We start from the raw sequence: 14,177 nt of genomic DNA on the forward strand, positions 1-14,177 counted from the left end.
CTACATAAATGTCGACTGACACACCTTCGCGAGCAGGCTCGCTCCCACAAGGTGAAGTAACTAAAACAAGTGTATTCAGGTGATGCAATGATGAAGGTGAAGATCGAAAGGATCGTCGACGAAGCGCTGGATATCCGTTCCTTTCGCCTCGTGCGCAGTGACGGCCAGCCGCTCGACACCTATGAGCCGGGTGCCCACGTCGACCTTACCGGCCCGACCGGTGTAACCCGCCAATACTCCCTGTGCAGCCCGCCCCAGGATCGTCGCGCCTACCTGGTGGCGGTGAAGAAAGAACCGCAGTCGCGCGGTGGCTCGCTGGCGTTGCATGAGCAGGTGGAAGAGGGCATGGAGCTGGAAATGGGCGCGCCACGCAACCTGTTCCGCCTGGACCCGGCTGCCCGCGAACACGTGCTGTTCGCCGCCGGCATCGGTGTGACGCCGCTGCTGAGCATGGCCTATCGACTGGCGGAAAGCGGCCAGCCGTATCGCCTGCATTACTTCGCCCGCTCGGCAGAGTACGCGGCGTTCACCGAACTGCTGGCGGCAAATTTTGCCGATCACGTCGAGTTTCACTACGGCGTCGAACCGGGCGATCTGGACGCTGCATTAAGCGCGTGCCTGGAACGTGCCGGCAGCGATGCCCATGTCTACACCTGCGGCCCCGCGCCGTTCATGAATAAAGTGGTGGAAGTGGCCGCGCGCAGCCGTTCGGACGATGCCATCCACCTGGAACACTTCGCCGCCGATCCTGCAGCCAACAGCGGCCCGAGCGGTGGTTTCGAAGTGGAACTGGCCAGCTCCGGCGTGGTGCTGCATGTACCGGCTGACAGCAGTCTGGTGGATGTGTTGCAGGCCCACGGTTGCGACATCGACACCGAGTGCCGCGAAGGCATCTGCGGCACTTGTATTGTCGAGGTGCTGGACGGCGTGCCGGAGCACCGTGACAACTGCCTTTCCAACAAGGAAAAGGCGTCCAACAAGCAGATTTGCGCCTGCGTTTCACGGGCGCTTTCCGCTCGTCTGGTACTGGACATTTAAGCGCTTTCAAGGCTGGAAAGCCGACGCCGGAGCCTGTTGAATGAGCGCCCGGCGGCCATCGAGGGAGGCGATGGCTGGAGTACGAAACATTTTTAGCGAGCCGCTCGACGAAGCGGCCGAAAAATAACAACAAAAACGTGAGGCTTTGCGGACATGATTACAGCATCGGCGGTGCGCAATGAGGCGTTCGAAAGTTGGCTGAGCCAGGTTAACCAGGCCTGCGGGCGTTTCGACGCCCGCGCGCTGGACACCGATTTCTATGGCGAGCTGGCGGAATTTCGCAGCGGCGCGATCAAGCTCAGCGTGGTCGACATGGCGCACGTGCACCTGTACCGCAGCAGCAAGGATGTCAGCACCAGCAGCGACGGGCACTACTACGCGGTGTTCCAGATGCGCGGCAGTTCGTACCTCGAGCAGGGCGACAACCGTGCGCAACTGGGGTGTGGCGACATCGCCCTGATCGACGCCAGCCGCCCGAGCGACATGACCTACAACGACGATTCCCGACAGTTGTCGCTGATCCTGCCGCGCCAGGTGGTCGAGCGCGGCTCGCACTTCACGGCGGTCAATTGCGCCACGCGCATCGCGGCCAATAATCCTCTGGCGGCCATGGCCAGCCGCCTGGTACTGGAAACTCGCCAGCAGGAAGGGCTGGACATGCAGGAAAGCGAGGCCGTGCTCGACGCCCTGGTCAGCCTGCTGCTACCGGGCGTCAGCGCCCGCGACAGCAATGGCGATATTCATGAGCGGCAGTTCCGCAAGATCATCGCCTTCATTGACGAACACATCAGCGACGAAGCGCTCTGCCCCGAACTGATTGCCCGGGAGGTGGGGGTGTCGGTGCGCGGGTTGTACCGGATGTTCTCCAAGCGCGGGCTGGTAGTGGCGCAATACATCAAGCACCGACGCCTGGACTTCTGCGCGGAAAACCTGCGCCGCAGCGATGTCGAGCAGAAGCTGTCGGCACTGTGCTACGCCTGGGGCTTTTCCGATTCCAGCTACTTTTCCTCGGCGTTCAAATCGCGTTTTGGTGTGTCGCCGGGTGCCTATCGCAAGCGCTATAGCCAGAATTGAGGTTGTATCTGCCGGCCCCTTCGCGAGCAGGCTCGCTCCCACAGGTGATCACTGTCGGACACATAATATGTGTTCACCGCAGATCCACTGTGGGAGCGAGCCTGCTCGCGAAAGCGGTCTGACGGCCGCATCCGGTCTCAGGGTCATCAATGCCGCGCCGGCTCCTCCGCCGGCAAGTGCAGCACCTCGCGCACCAGCATCGCGATGCTGGTCACGCCCATCTTTTCCTTGATCTTGGTGCGGTGAACATCAACGGTTTTCACGCTGATGTTCAGCTCCCGGGCAATCACCTTGCTGGCCTTGCCATCGATCACTAGCATCAGCACCTCGCGCTCGCGGCTGGTCAACAGTGCCAGTTTGCCTTGCAGGTTCTGGCGCTGCTCCTGGTCGGCCTGGGCGTGTACGGCGGTCTTCAGCGCGGCCTGGATGCGGTCGATCATCTGCTGCGGGTTGTAGGGCTTCTCGACGAAGTCCAGCGCGCCGTTCTTCATCGCCGTCACCGACATCGGAATATCGCCATGGGCCGAGACGAAAATGGTTGGCAAGGTGCTGCCGCGCTGGTTGAGGATTTCCTGCAACTGGAAACCGCTGGTTTCCGGCATGCGCACGTCCAGCACCAGGCAGGCCGGTTGCTTGGGGTCGTACTGGCTGAGGAATTCTTCGGCGCCGGCAAAGCACTGCGCCTGCACGCTGACCGACTCCAGCAACCAGGCCAGCGAGGTGCGCAGGTCCTTGTCGTCGTCAACGATGTAAACAATCGGTTTGCGGGTTTGCATCAGGGGCTGCCACGAAATTTTCTATTTATTGTTATCGCTCGCGTGCACGCGCGGCGGACATTGGCTCATCTTTTTGGAGCCAAGTAGCAGGATACCCACTGTGGCCGGCCCATGCGATAAAGAAACCACCTAGTCGACTAGCGGAAAGCCTACCTCTACGTGGGGATCGTCAGAATGGTTGGGCGCAGCGCCCGGCCTTAGTCTTGTTCCATCACCTACGGGCCGCCTCAAAGCGGTCCTCCTGAAGGAAGGGGCATCGACATGGCCGACCTGAGCCAGCAGCAAATCGACTTTCGCAACGCCATGGCGCAGCTGCCTGCGGCGGTGAACATCATCACCACCAACGGCCCTGGCGGTCGTTGCGGCATCACCGCCAGCGCCGTGTGCTCGGTGACCGATTCGCCGCCCACCGTGCTGGTCTGCGTCAACCGCAACAGCGCCACCCACGACGTGTTCCGCACCAACGGCCGGCTGTGCGTCAACGTGCTGTGTGGCGAGCAGGAAGAACTGGCCCGCCACTTCGCCGGCATGACCAAGGTGCCGATGGCCGAGCGCTTCGCCTGGGACCTGTGGGACGACGGCGCCGCCGACGTGCCGGTGTTGCGTGACGCTCTGGTGCAGTTGGAGGGACGGATCAGCGAGTGCAAGGAAGTGGGGTCGCATTCGGTGATGTTCGTGGAACTGGAAAAGGTCGGCGTGCGGGAGCAGGGCGATAGCCTGGTGTACTTCAACCGGTTGTTTCATCGGCTTGAACATGCTGGGGCGCATTGCTGATTGTGGCGAGGGAGCTTGCTCCCGCTCGGCTGCGCAGCAGTCGTAAGACCGGAGTATGCGGTATGACTGATAGACCGCATACACTGGATTTGGGGCCGCTGCGCAGCCCAGCGGGAGCAAGCTCCCTCGCCACAAATGTTCAGCAGTTATTGCTGGAGATACTCCCGAGCCAACCTGCAAGCCCGCTCAATCAGCATCGGCGCCATTTTGATCGCAGTCTGCGTACCCTGGCGGGTATGAATCCAGCCCAGATACGTGGTGCCGCGCAGCATCAGAAACAGCGCCAGTGTCTGGCGGTCCGCTTCGGTCAGCGGCTTCACCGCGTGATACCCCTCTAGCAGCGCCGCCTTGATCTGCTCATAGCGCGGGTCATCCAGGCAGAAGTACAGCGCCGTGGCCAGCTCGAACATGTGCCAGCCGAAACCGGCGTCGTCGAAGTCGATCAGGCGCAGGCGCGGGCCTTCGATCAGCAGGTTTTCAGGCACCAGGTCGGCGTGGATCATGCCGAAGTTGCCCAGGTGCCGGCCGTATTGGCGCAAGTCCCGACGCGCCGTGCGCCGGGCCTGTTGCAGCAGGTCCCGTTGCTCGTCGCTGAGCTGCTCCAGCTCCCAGAAGCGCCCCCAGAACGGGTTGGCGCCGATCAAACCCTCTTCATCCCAGGCATGCCGGACGAATTCGTCCGGCTGCTGCCAATGAGCCGAATGCACATGAATGCGCGCGGCAAGCGCGCCGGCTTCGGCAAACAGAAAGTCGATCTCGGTATCGGCCTGCACCCCGGCCTCGGAGGTGCCGGCGGTCGCCCCCGGCAGCCAGGCGAGCATGTCGACATGACGTTGACCGATATCGGCATGGCTCACCTCGATCAAATGGCGTTGATCCTGAGCGCGAATGATCTGCGGCACAGTAATGCCGGCGCTTTCCAGGGCTTCCATCCATTGCAGCTCGGAACGCAGCGCCGCTTCGCAGTGATAGCCATTGCGATGAATGCGCAGGGCTACGCGCTGGCCGTCGTGGCGCCGGGCCGAGAACACCGCGTTTTCGCGGTATTTCACCAGTTCGATATCGGCAAAATCACCGTCCCAGTTTTGCAGGGCGTGGCGTGCCAGATCGTGCAATCTGGCGACTTGCTGGTCGTGGTTCAAGGTATGAAATTCAGTCATCGCAGATCCTCAAATTGCACTCAGCGCATGGTCCAGGGTGTCGACGAACAGGTCGGCGTGTTCGCGGCTGAACACCAGCGGCGGGCGCAGCTTGAGAATGTTGTCGCCGGCGCCGATCTTGCTGATCAGCACACCGTTCTCGCGCATGTCGTTGACCACCTTGCGTGCTTCCAGCCCGGCGGGTTCCTTGCTGGCACGGTCGCGCACCAGTTCCATGGCGAAGAACAGGCCCTTGCCGCGCACATCGCCGATGATCGAATGTTTGTCGGCCAGTGCTTGCAGACGCCGCTGCACATAAGCGCCGACGTTTTGCGCGTTCTGCAGCAACTGCTTCTGTTCAATTTCGTCCAGCACCGCCATACCCACGGCAGCGGCCACCGGTGAGCCACCGAAGGTGTTGAAGTACATGGCGTTGCGGCCGAACGATTCCACCAGCGCCTTGTGGGTGATCAGCCCCGCCAGCGGGTAACCGTTGCCCATGGGCTTGCCGAGGGTGGCGATGTCCGGCGTCACGCCGTGGGCCTGATGCCCCCACAGGTGATCGCCGGTACGGCCGAAGCCGGACTGCACCTCGTCGGCGATGAACAAGCCGCCCGCCGCGCGGATCAACTCCGCAGCTTTGGCGACGAAACTGGCCGGCACCCGAGGCAAACCTTCGTTGGCGAACAGGGTGTCGATCAACAATGCCGCCGGGCGAATCCCCTGGGCCTGCATTGAGGCAATCGCCGCGGCGATATTGGCGGCGTACTCATCCGCCAGTTGCGCTTCGCGGGTACCAGCGGGTGCGCGGTACAAGCATGGAATCGGCACGGCGCGGGCATGGGCGGCGAAGGGTTCCGGCGAGGGCAGGGCAGTGGTCACCTCAGCCAGCGAAGCCGAGTTACCGTGGTAGTTGTAATCGCTGACGATAATCCCGGTGCCGCCGCTGGCGAAACGCGCCAGGCGCAGCGCCAGTTCGTTAGCCTCGCTGCCGGTACAGGTGAACATCGCGGTGTCCAGGGGCTGGGCAAAGGTGGCCGTCAGGCGCTCGGCATAGCGCACCACTTGCTCATCGAGGTAGCGGGTGTGGATGTTCAGGGTGGTCGCCTGGCGGTGCATCGCCTCGACCACCTGCGGGTTGCAGTGGCCGACGCAAGGGACGTTGTTGTAAACGTCCAGATAGCGCCGACCGTCGACGTCGAACAGCCAGACGCCTTCACCGCGCACCAGGTGCAGGGGCTTGTCGTAGAACAGCGGCGAGGCGCTGCCGAGTACGCGATGGCGGCGTTGCAGAAGGGTGTCAGGCATGGTCAGGAACCTCGATTGGGTTGGTGCGGCGAGTGCGCAGCACGAAGTTGAATATGCACAGGGCGAAGGCCACCCCGAGGGCGATCAGCATCGTCAGGTCGAGCTGGAAGCAGGCGGCGATCACCACCAGCGTCAGGGCCAGGCCCAGCCAGGCAATCAGCTTGCCGCCGATCAGCCGGAAAGGACGTGGCAGGTCCGGCTGGCTGCGTTTGATGCGCAGGTAAGCGCCGAAGATGAACAGGTAGCCAACGTTGAGCAGCAGCACGACCGCGAGCATCACCGTGGCCGGGTCGACCGCGGACAATGGCAGGCCGATGGCGCCGATCAGCAGCAGCGCCGGGTACGGTGTGCCGCGCTTGCCGGTCTTGCCCAGCCATTGCGGGAACAGGCCATCGCGGGCCATGGCGAACAGTTGCCGGGAGGCGGCGTAAACCAGGGAAAAGAAGGTGGCGATCAGGCCGAACACTCCGCCGCAACCAATCACCTTGGCCAGCCACGAGCCTTCACCGAAGGCACTGTTGCTGGACATCGCCGCGTACAACGGATCACCCGCCGAGCCCACCAGTTCAACGCCGCCGGCACCCGGTGCGCACACCAGCACTACCAGCGCGGTGACCAGCAACGTGCCGATGGCCGCGAGTATGCCGCGGGGCATCGTGCGGCCGGGGTTGTCAGCTTCTTCTGCCGCCGAGCCGGTTTGCTCGACGGTGATGAACAGCCAGATGGCGAACGGCACGCAAGCGAAGATGCCGGCGAGGCTGACGGGGGTGGCGACGTTAGCCGGCAGGGCCAGCAAGTTGCTCAGTTCGACATGAGGCGCCATGGCCACGCCGAAGGTCAGCAGGGCGACGACGGCGATCACTCCGGCAATGAACGTCAGGCCCATGGCCTCACCGACACCGCGCAGGTGAATGCCGACAATCACCACGAACAGGGCGATCTTCACCGGCCAGCCGCCGAGACCGAAAATCGATTCGGTGTAGGCGCAGATGAAGGTCGCCGCCGCACCGGTACCGATGGTCAGCGCCAGCGCACAAGCCACGCCGACGAGGTATCCCACGAACGGTCCGAAAGCACTTTGCGCATAGACGAACACGCCACCAGCGCTGGGCAGTGCCGTGGACAATTCCGCCACACACAGGGCAAGGCCGCCGCACAGCAGCACCATCAACAGCGTGGCGATCAACATGTTCAGCCAGCCACCAGCCGCCAACCCAAAGTTCCAGCCGGAAAACTGCCCGGCCACCACCAACGCAATTCCAAGGCCGGCAATCTTTGGCCAGCCCAACGCACTTTTCTTGAGCACAGAAGTCTCCCGCAGCCCTGAGGCCGATTTATTGTTTTTGTGAGAAATGGAGGGGGTGGAGCGTTGCTTTGCGCTTCGATACTACGCGCGGGGTGCGGTGCGGCATGTTTGCGTGCATGCCAGGTGGTTGGTTGTGGGTGCCAGATTGGGCTATGGAGGAGAGCAGGCCCACCGCGTTATCGTTCTTCGCGAGCAGGCTCGCTCCCACAATGGATCTTCAGTGGATGCAGAGTTTGTGTACGACGATGACCAACTGTGGGAGCGAGCCTGGTCGCGAAGGCGGCGTGTCAGGCGCCGAGGATGTTGAGTGTGCCGGCTCCTTCGCGAGCAGGCTCGCTCCCACAGGGGATCTCCAGTGAACACGGAATGGGTGTACGACACAGATCCATTGTGGGAGCGAGCCTGCTCGCGAAGGCGGTGTACCAGGCACTGCCATGGTCAGATCCGAAAACTCCCCACCAACTGATTCAACCGCGCCGCCTGTTGTTCCAGCTCGGTACAGGCGCGCAAGGTCGATTGCAGGTTTTCCACGCCTTGCTGGTTGAGGGTGTTGATTTGCGTGATGTCGACGTTCAGCGCCTCGACCACGGCGGTCTGTTCCTCGGTGGCGGCGGCGACGGACTGGTTGACGTTGTCGATCTCGCCGATGCGCTGGGTCACGCTGCCCAGGCGGGTGCCGGCGAGGTTGGCGATGTTGACGCTTTCCTCGCTGTGTTGCTGGCTCTCGGTCATGGTGGTGACCGAGTCCCGGGCGCCCACTTGCAGTTCCTCGATCATCTGCTGGATCTCCAGCGCCGAGGTCTGGGTGCGTCCGGCCAGGCTGCGCACTTCATCGGCCACCACGGCAAAACCGCGTCCGGCTTCACCGGCGCGGGCCGCTTCGATGGCGGCGTTGAGCGCCAGCAGGTTGGTCTGCTGGGAGATACCCTTGATCACTTCGAGGATCTGTCCGATGTTCACGGTCTTGTCGTTGAGCACTTCGATGTTGGCGCACGATGCCCTGATTTTCCCGGACAGCTCGTTCATCACCTCGATCGTGCGCTGCACCACCTGACGCCCGTCTTCCGCCTGTTGCCGGGCATTGGATGCCTGGTGCGAGGCATCGCTGGCGTTATGGGCAATCTCCTGGGCGGCGGCGCCCAATTGATTGATTGCTGCCGCCACGCTGTTGGTGCGGGTCGATTGATCGTCGAAGTTGCTCAGCGATGAATTGGACGCTTCCAGCACGCGACGAGCCCCTTCGTTGACGCCGAGCGCCGCCGACGACACTTCGCGAATCGACTGATGGATACGCTCGACAAACCGGTTGAACGCCGTCGCCAGCTGACCGATCTCATCCCGCGATTGCACCTGCAGACGCCGGGTCAGGTCGCCTTCGCCGAGGGAAATATCCTCCATGACCCGCGTCAGCACTTGCAGCGGTCGGGTGATGCGCTGCGCGGTGTACCAGATCAACAGCAGGCCGAGCAGGGCCGAGCCGCCGCCGAGCAGCAGTTCCAGTGCGGTGCTTTGCACGCCTTGGGCGTCGAGTTGCTTTTGCAGGGAGGTGACCGGTGCCAGCAGAACATCCTGCGGAACGCCCACCAGCACGCCCCAAGGGGCTGCACCGGCAATCGGTGCCAGCGGTTCGAGGACCTTGATCTGCTGCGGGTCGACAAAGACTTTTGGCTGGCCCTGGCGCAAGACGTCCATCACCTCGGCATTGTCCATCGGTTGACCCAGGCGACTGACGTCCTGGCTGTTGGCGGAGATGACGCCGCGAGGGCTGACGATGCTGATCTGGCCATGGCCATCGAACAGTTGCAGGGCGCTGGCTTCGCTGTTCTTTTGCAGCGCGGCGAGGTTGATGTCGAGGCCGACCACGGCAATGACCTTGCCGTTTTCCAGCAGCGGGAAGGCCACGCTGGTAACCAGTTTGCGACTGCCGGACGCCTCGTCGAAGTAGGGCTCCAGCACGCAGGCCTGACGGGTGTCGCGGGCGCAGGTGTAGAAGGCGTTGTAGGGCGCGCCGCTCGGCCCCGGCTCGGTCTTGGCGAGCAGGCCTTCGTCACCGATCACCGCTTGCAGCTCGCCGGGCTTGCTCTGCACCCAGTACAGCGAGAAACGCCCGGTTTCGTTGCTGCCCAGATCCGCCTTGTCGACGAAACCGGCGTCGGCACCGTCCAGGGCGTCGGGTTCAAAAATGACGTAAAGCCCGAGCAGGTCGGGCTTGTCGATGAGGGCCTGGTGAAGCTGGGTACTCAGCGCCTGGCGCAGTTGTGGGCGGGTCAGCGTCCCCTGGTGCTGGAGTTGCCGCAGATAGAGTAAGTATCGCGACAGCCCCTGGCCGAATTCATGGGTCTGCATGAAGGTGCGCTGCACCTGCATGGCCTGCACTTTGCCCAGGGCCTGCATGTGTTCCTTGGCCGCATCGGCGAGCATTTCGCTGCTGGCCTCGGCGACTTGCCGGCTGCTTTTGTGGGTCTGGTAAAGCGACAGGCTCATCAGCAAACCCACCACCAACAACAGGCAGAGGCCGGCGAGCAGGGCGATCTTGCTCTGGATCGTCAGGAATTTTTTCTGCATTGGAAAGGCCTTTTTCCTTGAAGTGAACCCGATCCCTGTAGGAGCGAGCATGCTCGCGATGGACGTCAACGATAACGCGGGCTGCCTGGATGCCCGCGTTGCCTGGGCGTTCATCGCGAGCGAGCTCGCTCCTACAGGGGGCGCGTGGTGGCTTAGAACGTCGTGGCGAAAATCACCTGGCTGTAGAGGTTCTTGTCGTTGTTGCCCAGCTGCGTGCCGCCTTGGTCAGCGCTCTTGTCCGGCTGGAACAGGCCGATCAGCGGCATGATGCTCAGGTGGTCGTTGACGTGCCATTCGGCATACAGGTCCGTTTCGCGGCCATCGGTATTGCCCAGGTTGCGGTCGATGGTGTCGAAGTTGAAATGCATCACGCCCACGCTCAGGTTCTCCAGCGGCGAGACACTGAACTTCACTTGCTGGATGCGCGAGTTGCTGTTGAACGGCCCGGCATAGTTGCCCGCCACTTCACCCTGGAACCAGGTACCGAAACCGCGGCTGAAACCGTAGAACAGCGTGTCGTAGTTTTCCGAGAAACGGCTGTAGCGGTAGCTGACATAGGGCGCCCAGGTCACGTCGGAGAAGGTCCAGCCGGCTTCCAGGTACCAGCCGTCTTCGTCGGAGGAGTGGGGTTTGTCCTGCTTGGCGTATTCACCGGACAGGAACAGGTCTTTGACCCCGGCATTGCCGGTGGCGCGCAGGCTGTAGGTCTTCATGCCGTCGCGTTCAAGTTGAATCGGCGAGGCGTACTGCTCGTCGATGTCGGTGGTGTCGATGTAGGTCAGGCCGACAGTGCCGGCTTCAGACACGTGCTCCAGGGTGCCGACGTACATTTCGGTCTTGGCCTGGGAGCGGTTGTTGGATTTGAGCCACATCAGGTCGCTGCGCCAGCCTTCCTTGCCGCCGATACGCAACACGGCGGTCTCGTCGAACGCCTTGCGTGCCGCCAGCCAGTAGGCGCCGCCACGGTTGAACTCACCGTCGGCAATGCCTTTGCCCAGGTTCAGCGCGTCGCCATTAATCAGGAAACCGTCGCCGATCAAGATGTTCTGGCGGCCAAAGGACAGGTCGATCCCGTCGCTGCCCAGCACCGGGAACAGATCGGCCGAACGCCAGCCGAGGTAGGCATCTTCGAACTTGGTGGTGCGTTCCGAACCGTCGCTGAAACCGGCGGCATCGCCGTCGCCCCAGGTGCCGGAGCTGAGCATGTTCGCTGCACCGTAAGCGGTGCCAACACCGCCCAGGCCCTGGTCGAACGCCAGGCCGTACTTGATATAACCCTCGCGCCACGAGGACGAACCTTCGTCGAGACGACCCGACAGGGCGTAGTTTTCCTGGCTGTGGAAAATGCCGAAAACCGCTTCCAGGGTGGCGTTCAGGTGACTGTCGTCATCGGCGTAGAGTTCATAAGCTCCGGCCTGCCCGGCACTGATCATCAGCGCGAGCGTGGAAAGTCGAAGCAAGGGAGACTTGAGCATGGCATGACATCCGTTCTTGTTCTTAGGCGCAGGGTTGCGGTCTTTTTAGATACTAAGGGCCGCGTTTTTTTTGGCCTTTTGCCTGTTTGCCAATTAGTTGGTTGTGCATGCCAGATTGCATGGCAGGGTGATGGCACGGAGGTTTTTTGCTGCGCCTTTGCTCGGCAAATCGCGTTCTGTGCAGGAGCGTCGGTGAACACGCCCCCTTGTGTACACCCACTACAAATGTGGGAGCGAGCCTGCTCGCGAAAGCAGTCTGTCAGTCAACATATCTGTTGAATGTACCGCCGCCTTCGCAAACAGGCTCGCTCCCACAAAGTTCTGCGAACGTGCAGTTAAGCGTTTTGGCAGCCCCGCCAACACAACTGGCACGCAGGGCAAAACCTGTGCGTCGCCGACCACCGACAATCCTTTTCAACCTGCCGGGGCTCCGTTGCCCTGGCGCTTTCTGTGTTGGCGTTCGTCTGCGTGACGAGCGCGTGGATTTTCAAGGTCGTTTCTTATGTTTACCGCCCTGCGTTTTTCCCTCTTTGGTTTGTTGACCTTCACCCTGGCTCAAGCCGCGGTCGCTGCCGATTGCGCGCCGGTGCAGAAGCGTGGCGCCGAGGTGTTCGCCAATGAATGCGGGGTCTGCCATTCGGTGAGCAAAGGCATGGCCGGGATGATGGGACCGAATCTGGCGGGTGTGGTGGGGCGCAAGTCCGGTTCGCTGGAGGGCTTCAACTACTCCCAGGCGATGCGCAGCAAAAACATCGACTGGCAAGCCGAGAACATAGAGCAACTCATCACCCAACCCCAGGCCTATATGCCGGGTACTTACATGCCCTACATGGGCCTGGCCTCCGCCGACGATCGTCAGGCGGTGGTGTGCTACCTCAAAGAACAACACTAAGCGGCCGGTTACCTGGCTATCGAACCCCGCAGGAGCTGGCTTGCCTTGAATCTTGCACCGCCTTTAAGGGCGCTTTCGCGAGCAGGCTCGCTCCCACATTTGAATGAAGGTGATTTATGAGCAACGTTGAAATCCTGCCACAGGTGGCTGCATTCCTCGACCGCCGTCATGGCTGCTTTATCGATGGCCAGTGGGTGTTTGCCGAAGGCGAGACCATTGCCGTGGTCAACCCGGCCACCGGGCAAACCCTGTGCGAAACCCTGGATGCGCCGCTGGAGATCGTCGAGCGCGCCGTGCAGTCGTCGCACAAGGCCTTCAAGTCCGGCGTGTGGTCGGCGCTGCGTCCGGCCGACCGTGAACGCATCCTGCTCAACTTCACCCGTCTGGTGGAGGAGCACGCCGAAGAGCTGGCGCAATTGGAAACCCTGAGCCAGGGCAAGTCGATCAACATGGCTCGCGCACTGGATTTGAACGCCACCGTGGAGTTCATGCGCTACATGTCCGGCTGGGCGACCAAGATCGAAGGCCAGACCTTCGATGTGTCGATCCCGCTGCCGCCGGGTGCCAAGTTCACCGCGTTCACCAAGCGTGAGCCGGTCGGCGTTGTGGTCGGCATCGTGCCGTGGAACTTCCCGCTGCTGATCGCCGCCTGGAAGCTGATGCCGGCGCTGGCCACCGGTTGCACGGTGATCATCAAGCCGGCGATGGAAACCCCGCTGACCGCCATGCGCCTGGCAGAACTGGCACTGGAAGCGGGCATTCCGGCGGGCGTGTTCAACGTGGTCACCGGTGGCGGTGCTTCGGTCGGTGGCGTGCTGACTTCGCATCCGCTGGTGAGCAAAGTGTCCTTCACCGGTTCCACTGCCGTGGGCAAAAGCGTCGGCGTGGCGTGCATGGAAAACATGACGCGCTTCTCCCTGGAACTGGGCGGTAAGAACCCGATGATCGTGCTTGCCGATGCCGACATCGAAAAGGCTGTGCAAGGCGCAATTCTCGGCGGCCTGCTGAACAACGGTCAGGTGTGTGCCGCGGCGTCGCGCTTCTATGTGCATCGCTCGATCCACGATCAGTTCGTCGAAGCCCTGGCGGCAGCGGTATCAGCCATGCCGATTGGCGCCGGCATGAACTGCGACGCGGCGATCAACCCGCTGGTGTCGCGCAAGCAGCAACAAAGTGTGCTCAAGCACATCGAACTGGCTCGTCGTGAAGGCGCGCGGGTGGTGGCCGGTGGCGAGTTGCTGGAAGGTGAGGGCTTCTTCGTGCAGCCAACGATCCTCGCCGACATCGACCACAGCATGGCCGTGGCCCGGGAAGAAGTGTTCGGTCCGGTGCTGGGTGTAATGCCGTTCGATGATGAAGACACAGTGATCGCACTGGCCAATGACAACCGCTACGGCCTGGCTGCCAGCCTGTGGACCAACGACCTGGGCAAGGCGATGAACCTGGTGCCGCGCATCGAAGCCGGCACGGTGTGGGTCAACGCCCACGTGTTGCTCGACCCGGCGATGCCGTTCGGTGGCGTCAAGCAATCGGGCATGGGCCGTGAGTTTGGACGTGCGGTGATTGAGGCTTATACCGAGTTGAAGTCGGTGTGTATCGCGCATTGATGGATGAGTTACTTGGGGCGTGAGTGGGTTTCGCGCTCCAGTGTACATATCCGTTGTTTCGGTAGCGGCGACTTATGGTTTCGCCCTTACGGCGAGTCACTTGGAAAAGCCCCAAGTAACCAAGGGCTTTTGCCCCTGTCGTTCGGTGCCTCGCCCAGGCTCGGCATTCCCTCGCTCCGGTCCTGCTCCGTGGGCCCGCCGCGATCGGCCATCCTTGGCCGTG

General features: G+C 62.2%; 11 protein-coding genes and 1 pseudogene. 5 read left to right on the forward strand and 7 right to left on the reverse strand.

Going from position 1 to position 14,177, the window contains the following annotated elements; all coding sequences use genetic code 11:
* The first annotated feature begins 87 nt into the window (after window positions 1-87).
* A complete protein-coding gene (locus ACW9HW_RS24320; protein ID WP_095193564.1) occupies window positions 88-1,038 on the forward strand; it encodes a PDR/VanB family oxidoreductase in 951 nt (316 codons plus the stop codon).
* A 153-nt stretch (window positions 1,039-1,191) separates the two neighbouring features.
* A complete protein-coding gene (feaR, locus tag ACW9HW_RS24325) occupies window positions 1,192-2,112 on the forward strand; it encodes a transcriptional regulator FeaR (RefSeq protein WP_457401963.1) in 921 nt (306 codons plus the stop codon).
* Window positions 2,113-2,258: 146 nt separating this feature from the next.
* Here the strand turns inward: feaR and ACW9HW_RS24330 are convergent, their stop codons facing one another.
* Complete coding sequence (locus tag ACW9HW_RS24330) at window positions 2,259-2,888, reverse strand: response regulator transcription factor (RefSeq protein ID WP_095193566.1); 630 nt, start codon at window positions 2,886-2,888, stop codon at window positions 2,259-2,261.
* A 261-nt stretch (window positions 2,889-3,149) separates the two neighbouring features.
* Between ACW9HW_RS24330 and hpaC the strand changes: the two genes are divergently transcribed.
* Window positions 3,150-3,662, forward strand: coding sequence for a 4-hydroxyphenylacetate 3-monooxygenase, reductase component (gene hpaC, locus ACW9HW_RS24335; RefSeq protein WP_095193567.1), 513 nt, complete (start codon window positions 3,150-3,152; stop codon window positions 3,660-3,662).
* Window positions 3,663-3,808: 146 nt separating this feature from the next.
* On the opposite strand, the gene ACW9HW_RS24340 is transcribed toward hpaC, so the two are convergent.
* The 6 genes and pseudogenes from ACW9HW_RS24340 to ACW9HW_RS24365 all read right to left on the reverse strand — a co-directional run bounded on the left by ACW9HW_RS24340 (window position 3,809) and on the right by ACW9HW_RS24365 (window position 11,455).
* Entirely contained in the window at window positions 3,809-4,822 is a 1,014-nt protein-coding gene (locus tag ACW9HW_RS24340; protein WP_457401965.1) for a phosphotransferase enzyme family protein, read from the reverse strand.
* A 9-nt stretch (window positions 4,823-4,831) separates the two neighbouring features.
* Window positions 4,832-6,109 carry an aspartate aminotransferase family protein gene (locus ACW9HW_RS24345; protein WP_457401966.1) on the reverse strand — a complete coding sequence of 426 codons (1,278 nt, stop codon included), beginning with the start codon at window positions 6,107-6,109 and terminating at the stop codon, window positions 4,832-4,834.
* Entirely contained in the window at window positions 6,102-7,415 is a 1,314-nt protein-coding gene (locus ACW9HW_RS24350; RefSeq protein ID WP_457401967.1) for an amino acid permease, read from the reverse strand. The genes ACW9HW_RS24345 and ACW9HW_RS24350 overlap by 8 nt, the downstream gene beginning before the upstream one ends.
* Window positions 7,416-7,853: 438 nt before the next feature.
* Window positions 7,854-8,684: a methyl-accepting chemotaxis protein gene (locus ACW9HW_RS24355; RefSeq protein ID WP_371917514.1), complete on the reverse strand. Its 831-nt coding sequence runs from the start codon at window positions 8,682-8,684 to the stop codon at window positions 7,854-7,856.
* 24 nt (window positions 8,685-8,708) lie between these two features.
* Window positions 8,709-10,094 (reverse strand): annotated as a pseudogene (locus tag ACW9HW_RS24360) (HAMP domain-containing protein); the annotation flags it as partial.
* A 38-nt stretch (window positions 10,095-10,132) separates the two neighbouring features.
* The gene (locus tag ACW9HW_RS24365; RefSeq protein ID WP_457401968.1) at window positions 10,133-11,455 is read right to left on the reverse strand and encodes a hypothetical protein; all 1,323 of its coding nucleotides are present in this window, start codon (window positions 11,453-11,455) and stop codon (window positions 10,133-10,135) included.
* A gap of 502 nt (window positions 11,456-11,957) precedes the next feature.
* Here ACW9HW_RS24365 and ACW9HW_RS24370 point away from each other — a divergent pair.
* Window positions 11,958-12,347 carry a c-type cytochrome gene (locus ACW9HW_RS24370; RefSeq protein WP_095193579.1) on the forward strand — a complete coding sequence of 130 codons (390 nt, stop codon included), beginning with the start codon at window positions 11,958-11,960 and terminating at the stop codon, window positions 12,345-12,347.
* Window positions 12,348-12,463: 116 nt separating this feature from the next.
* On the forward strand, window positions 12,464-13,954 hold the full coding sequence (locus ACW9HW_RS24375) for an aldehyde dehydrogenase family protein (protein ID WP_095193580.1): 1,491 nt from the start codon (window positions 12,464-12,466) through the stop codon (window positions 13,952-13,954).
* Window positions 13,955-14,177 lie beyond the last annotated feature (223 nt).

This window comes from Pseudomonas sp. SDO5532_S415 (genome assembly GCF_054071155.1).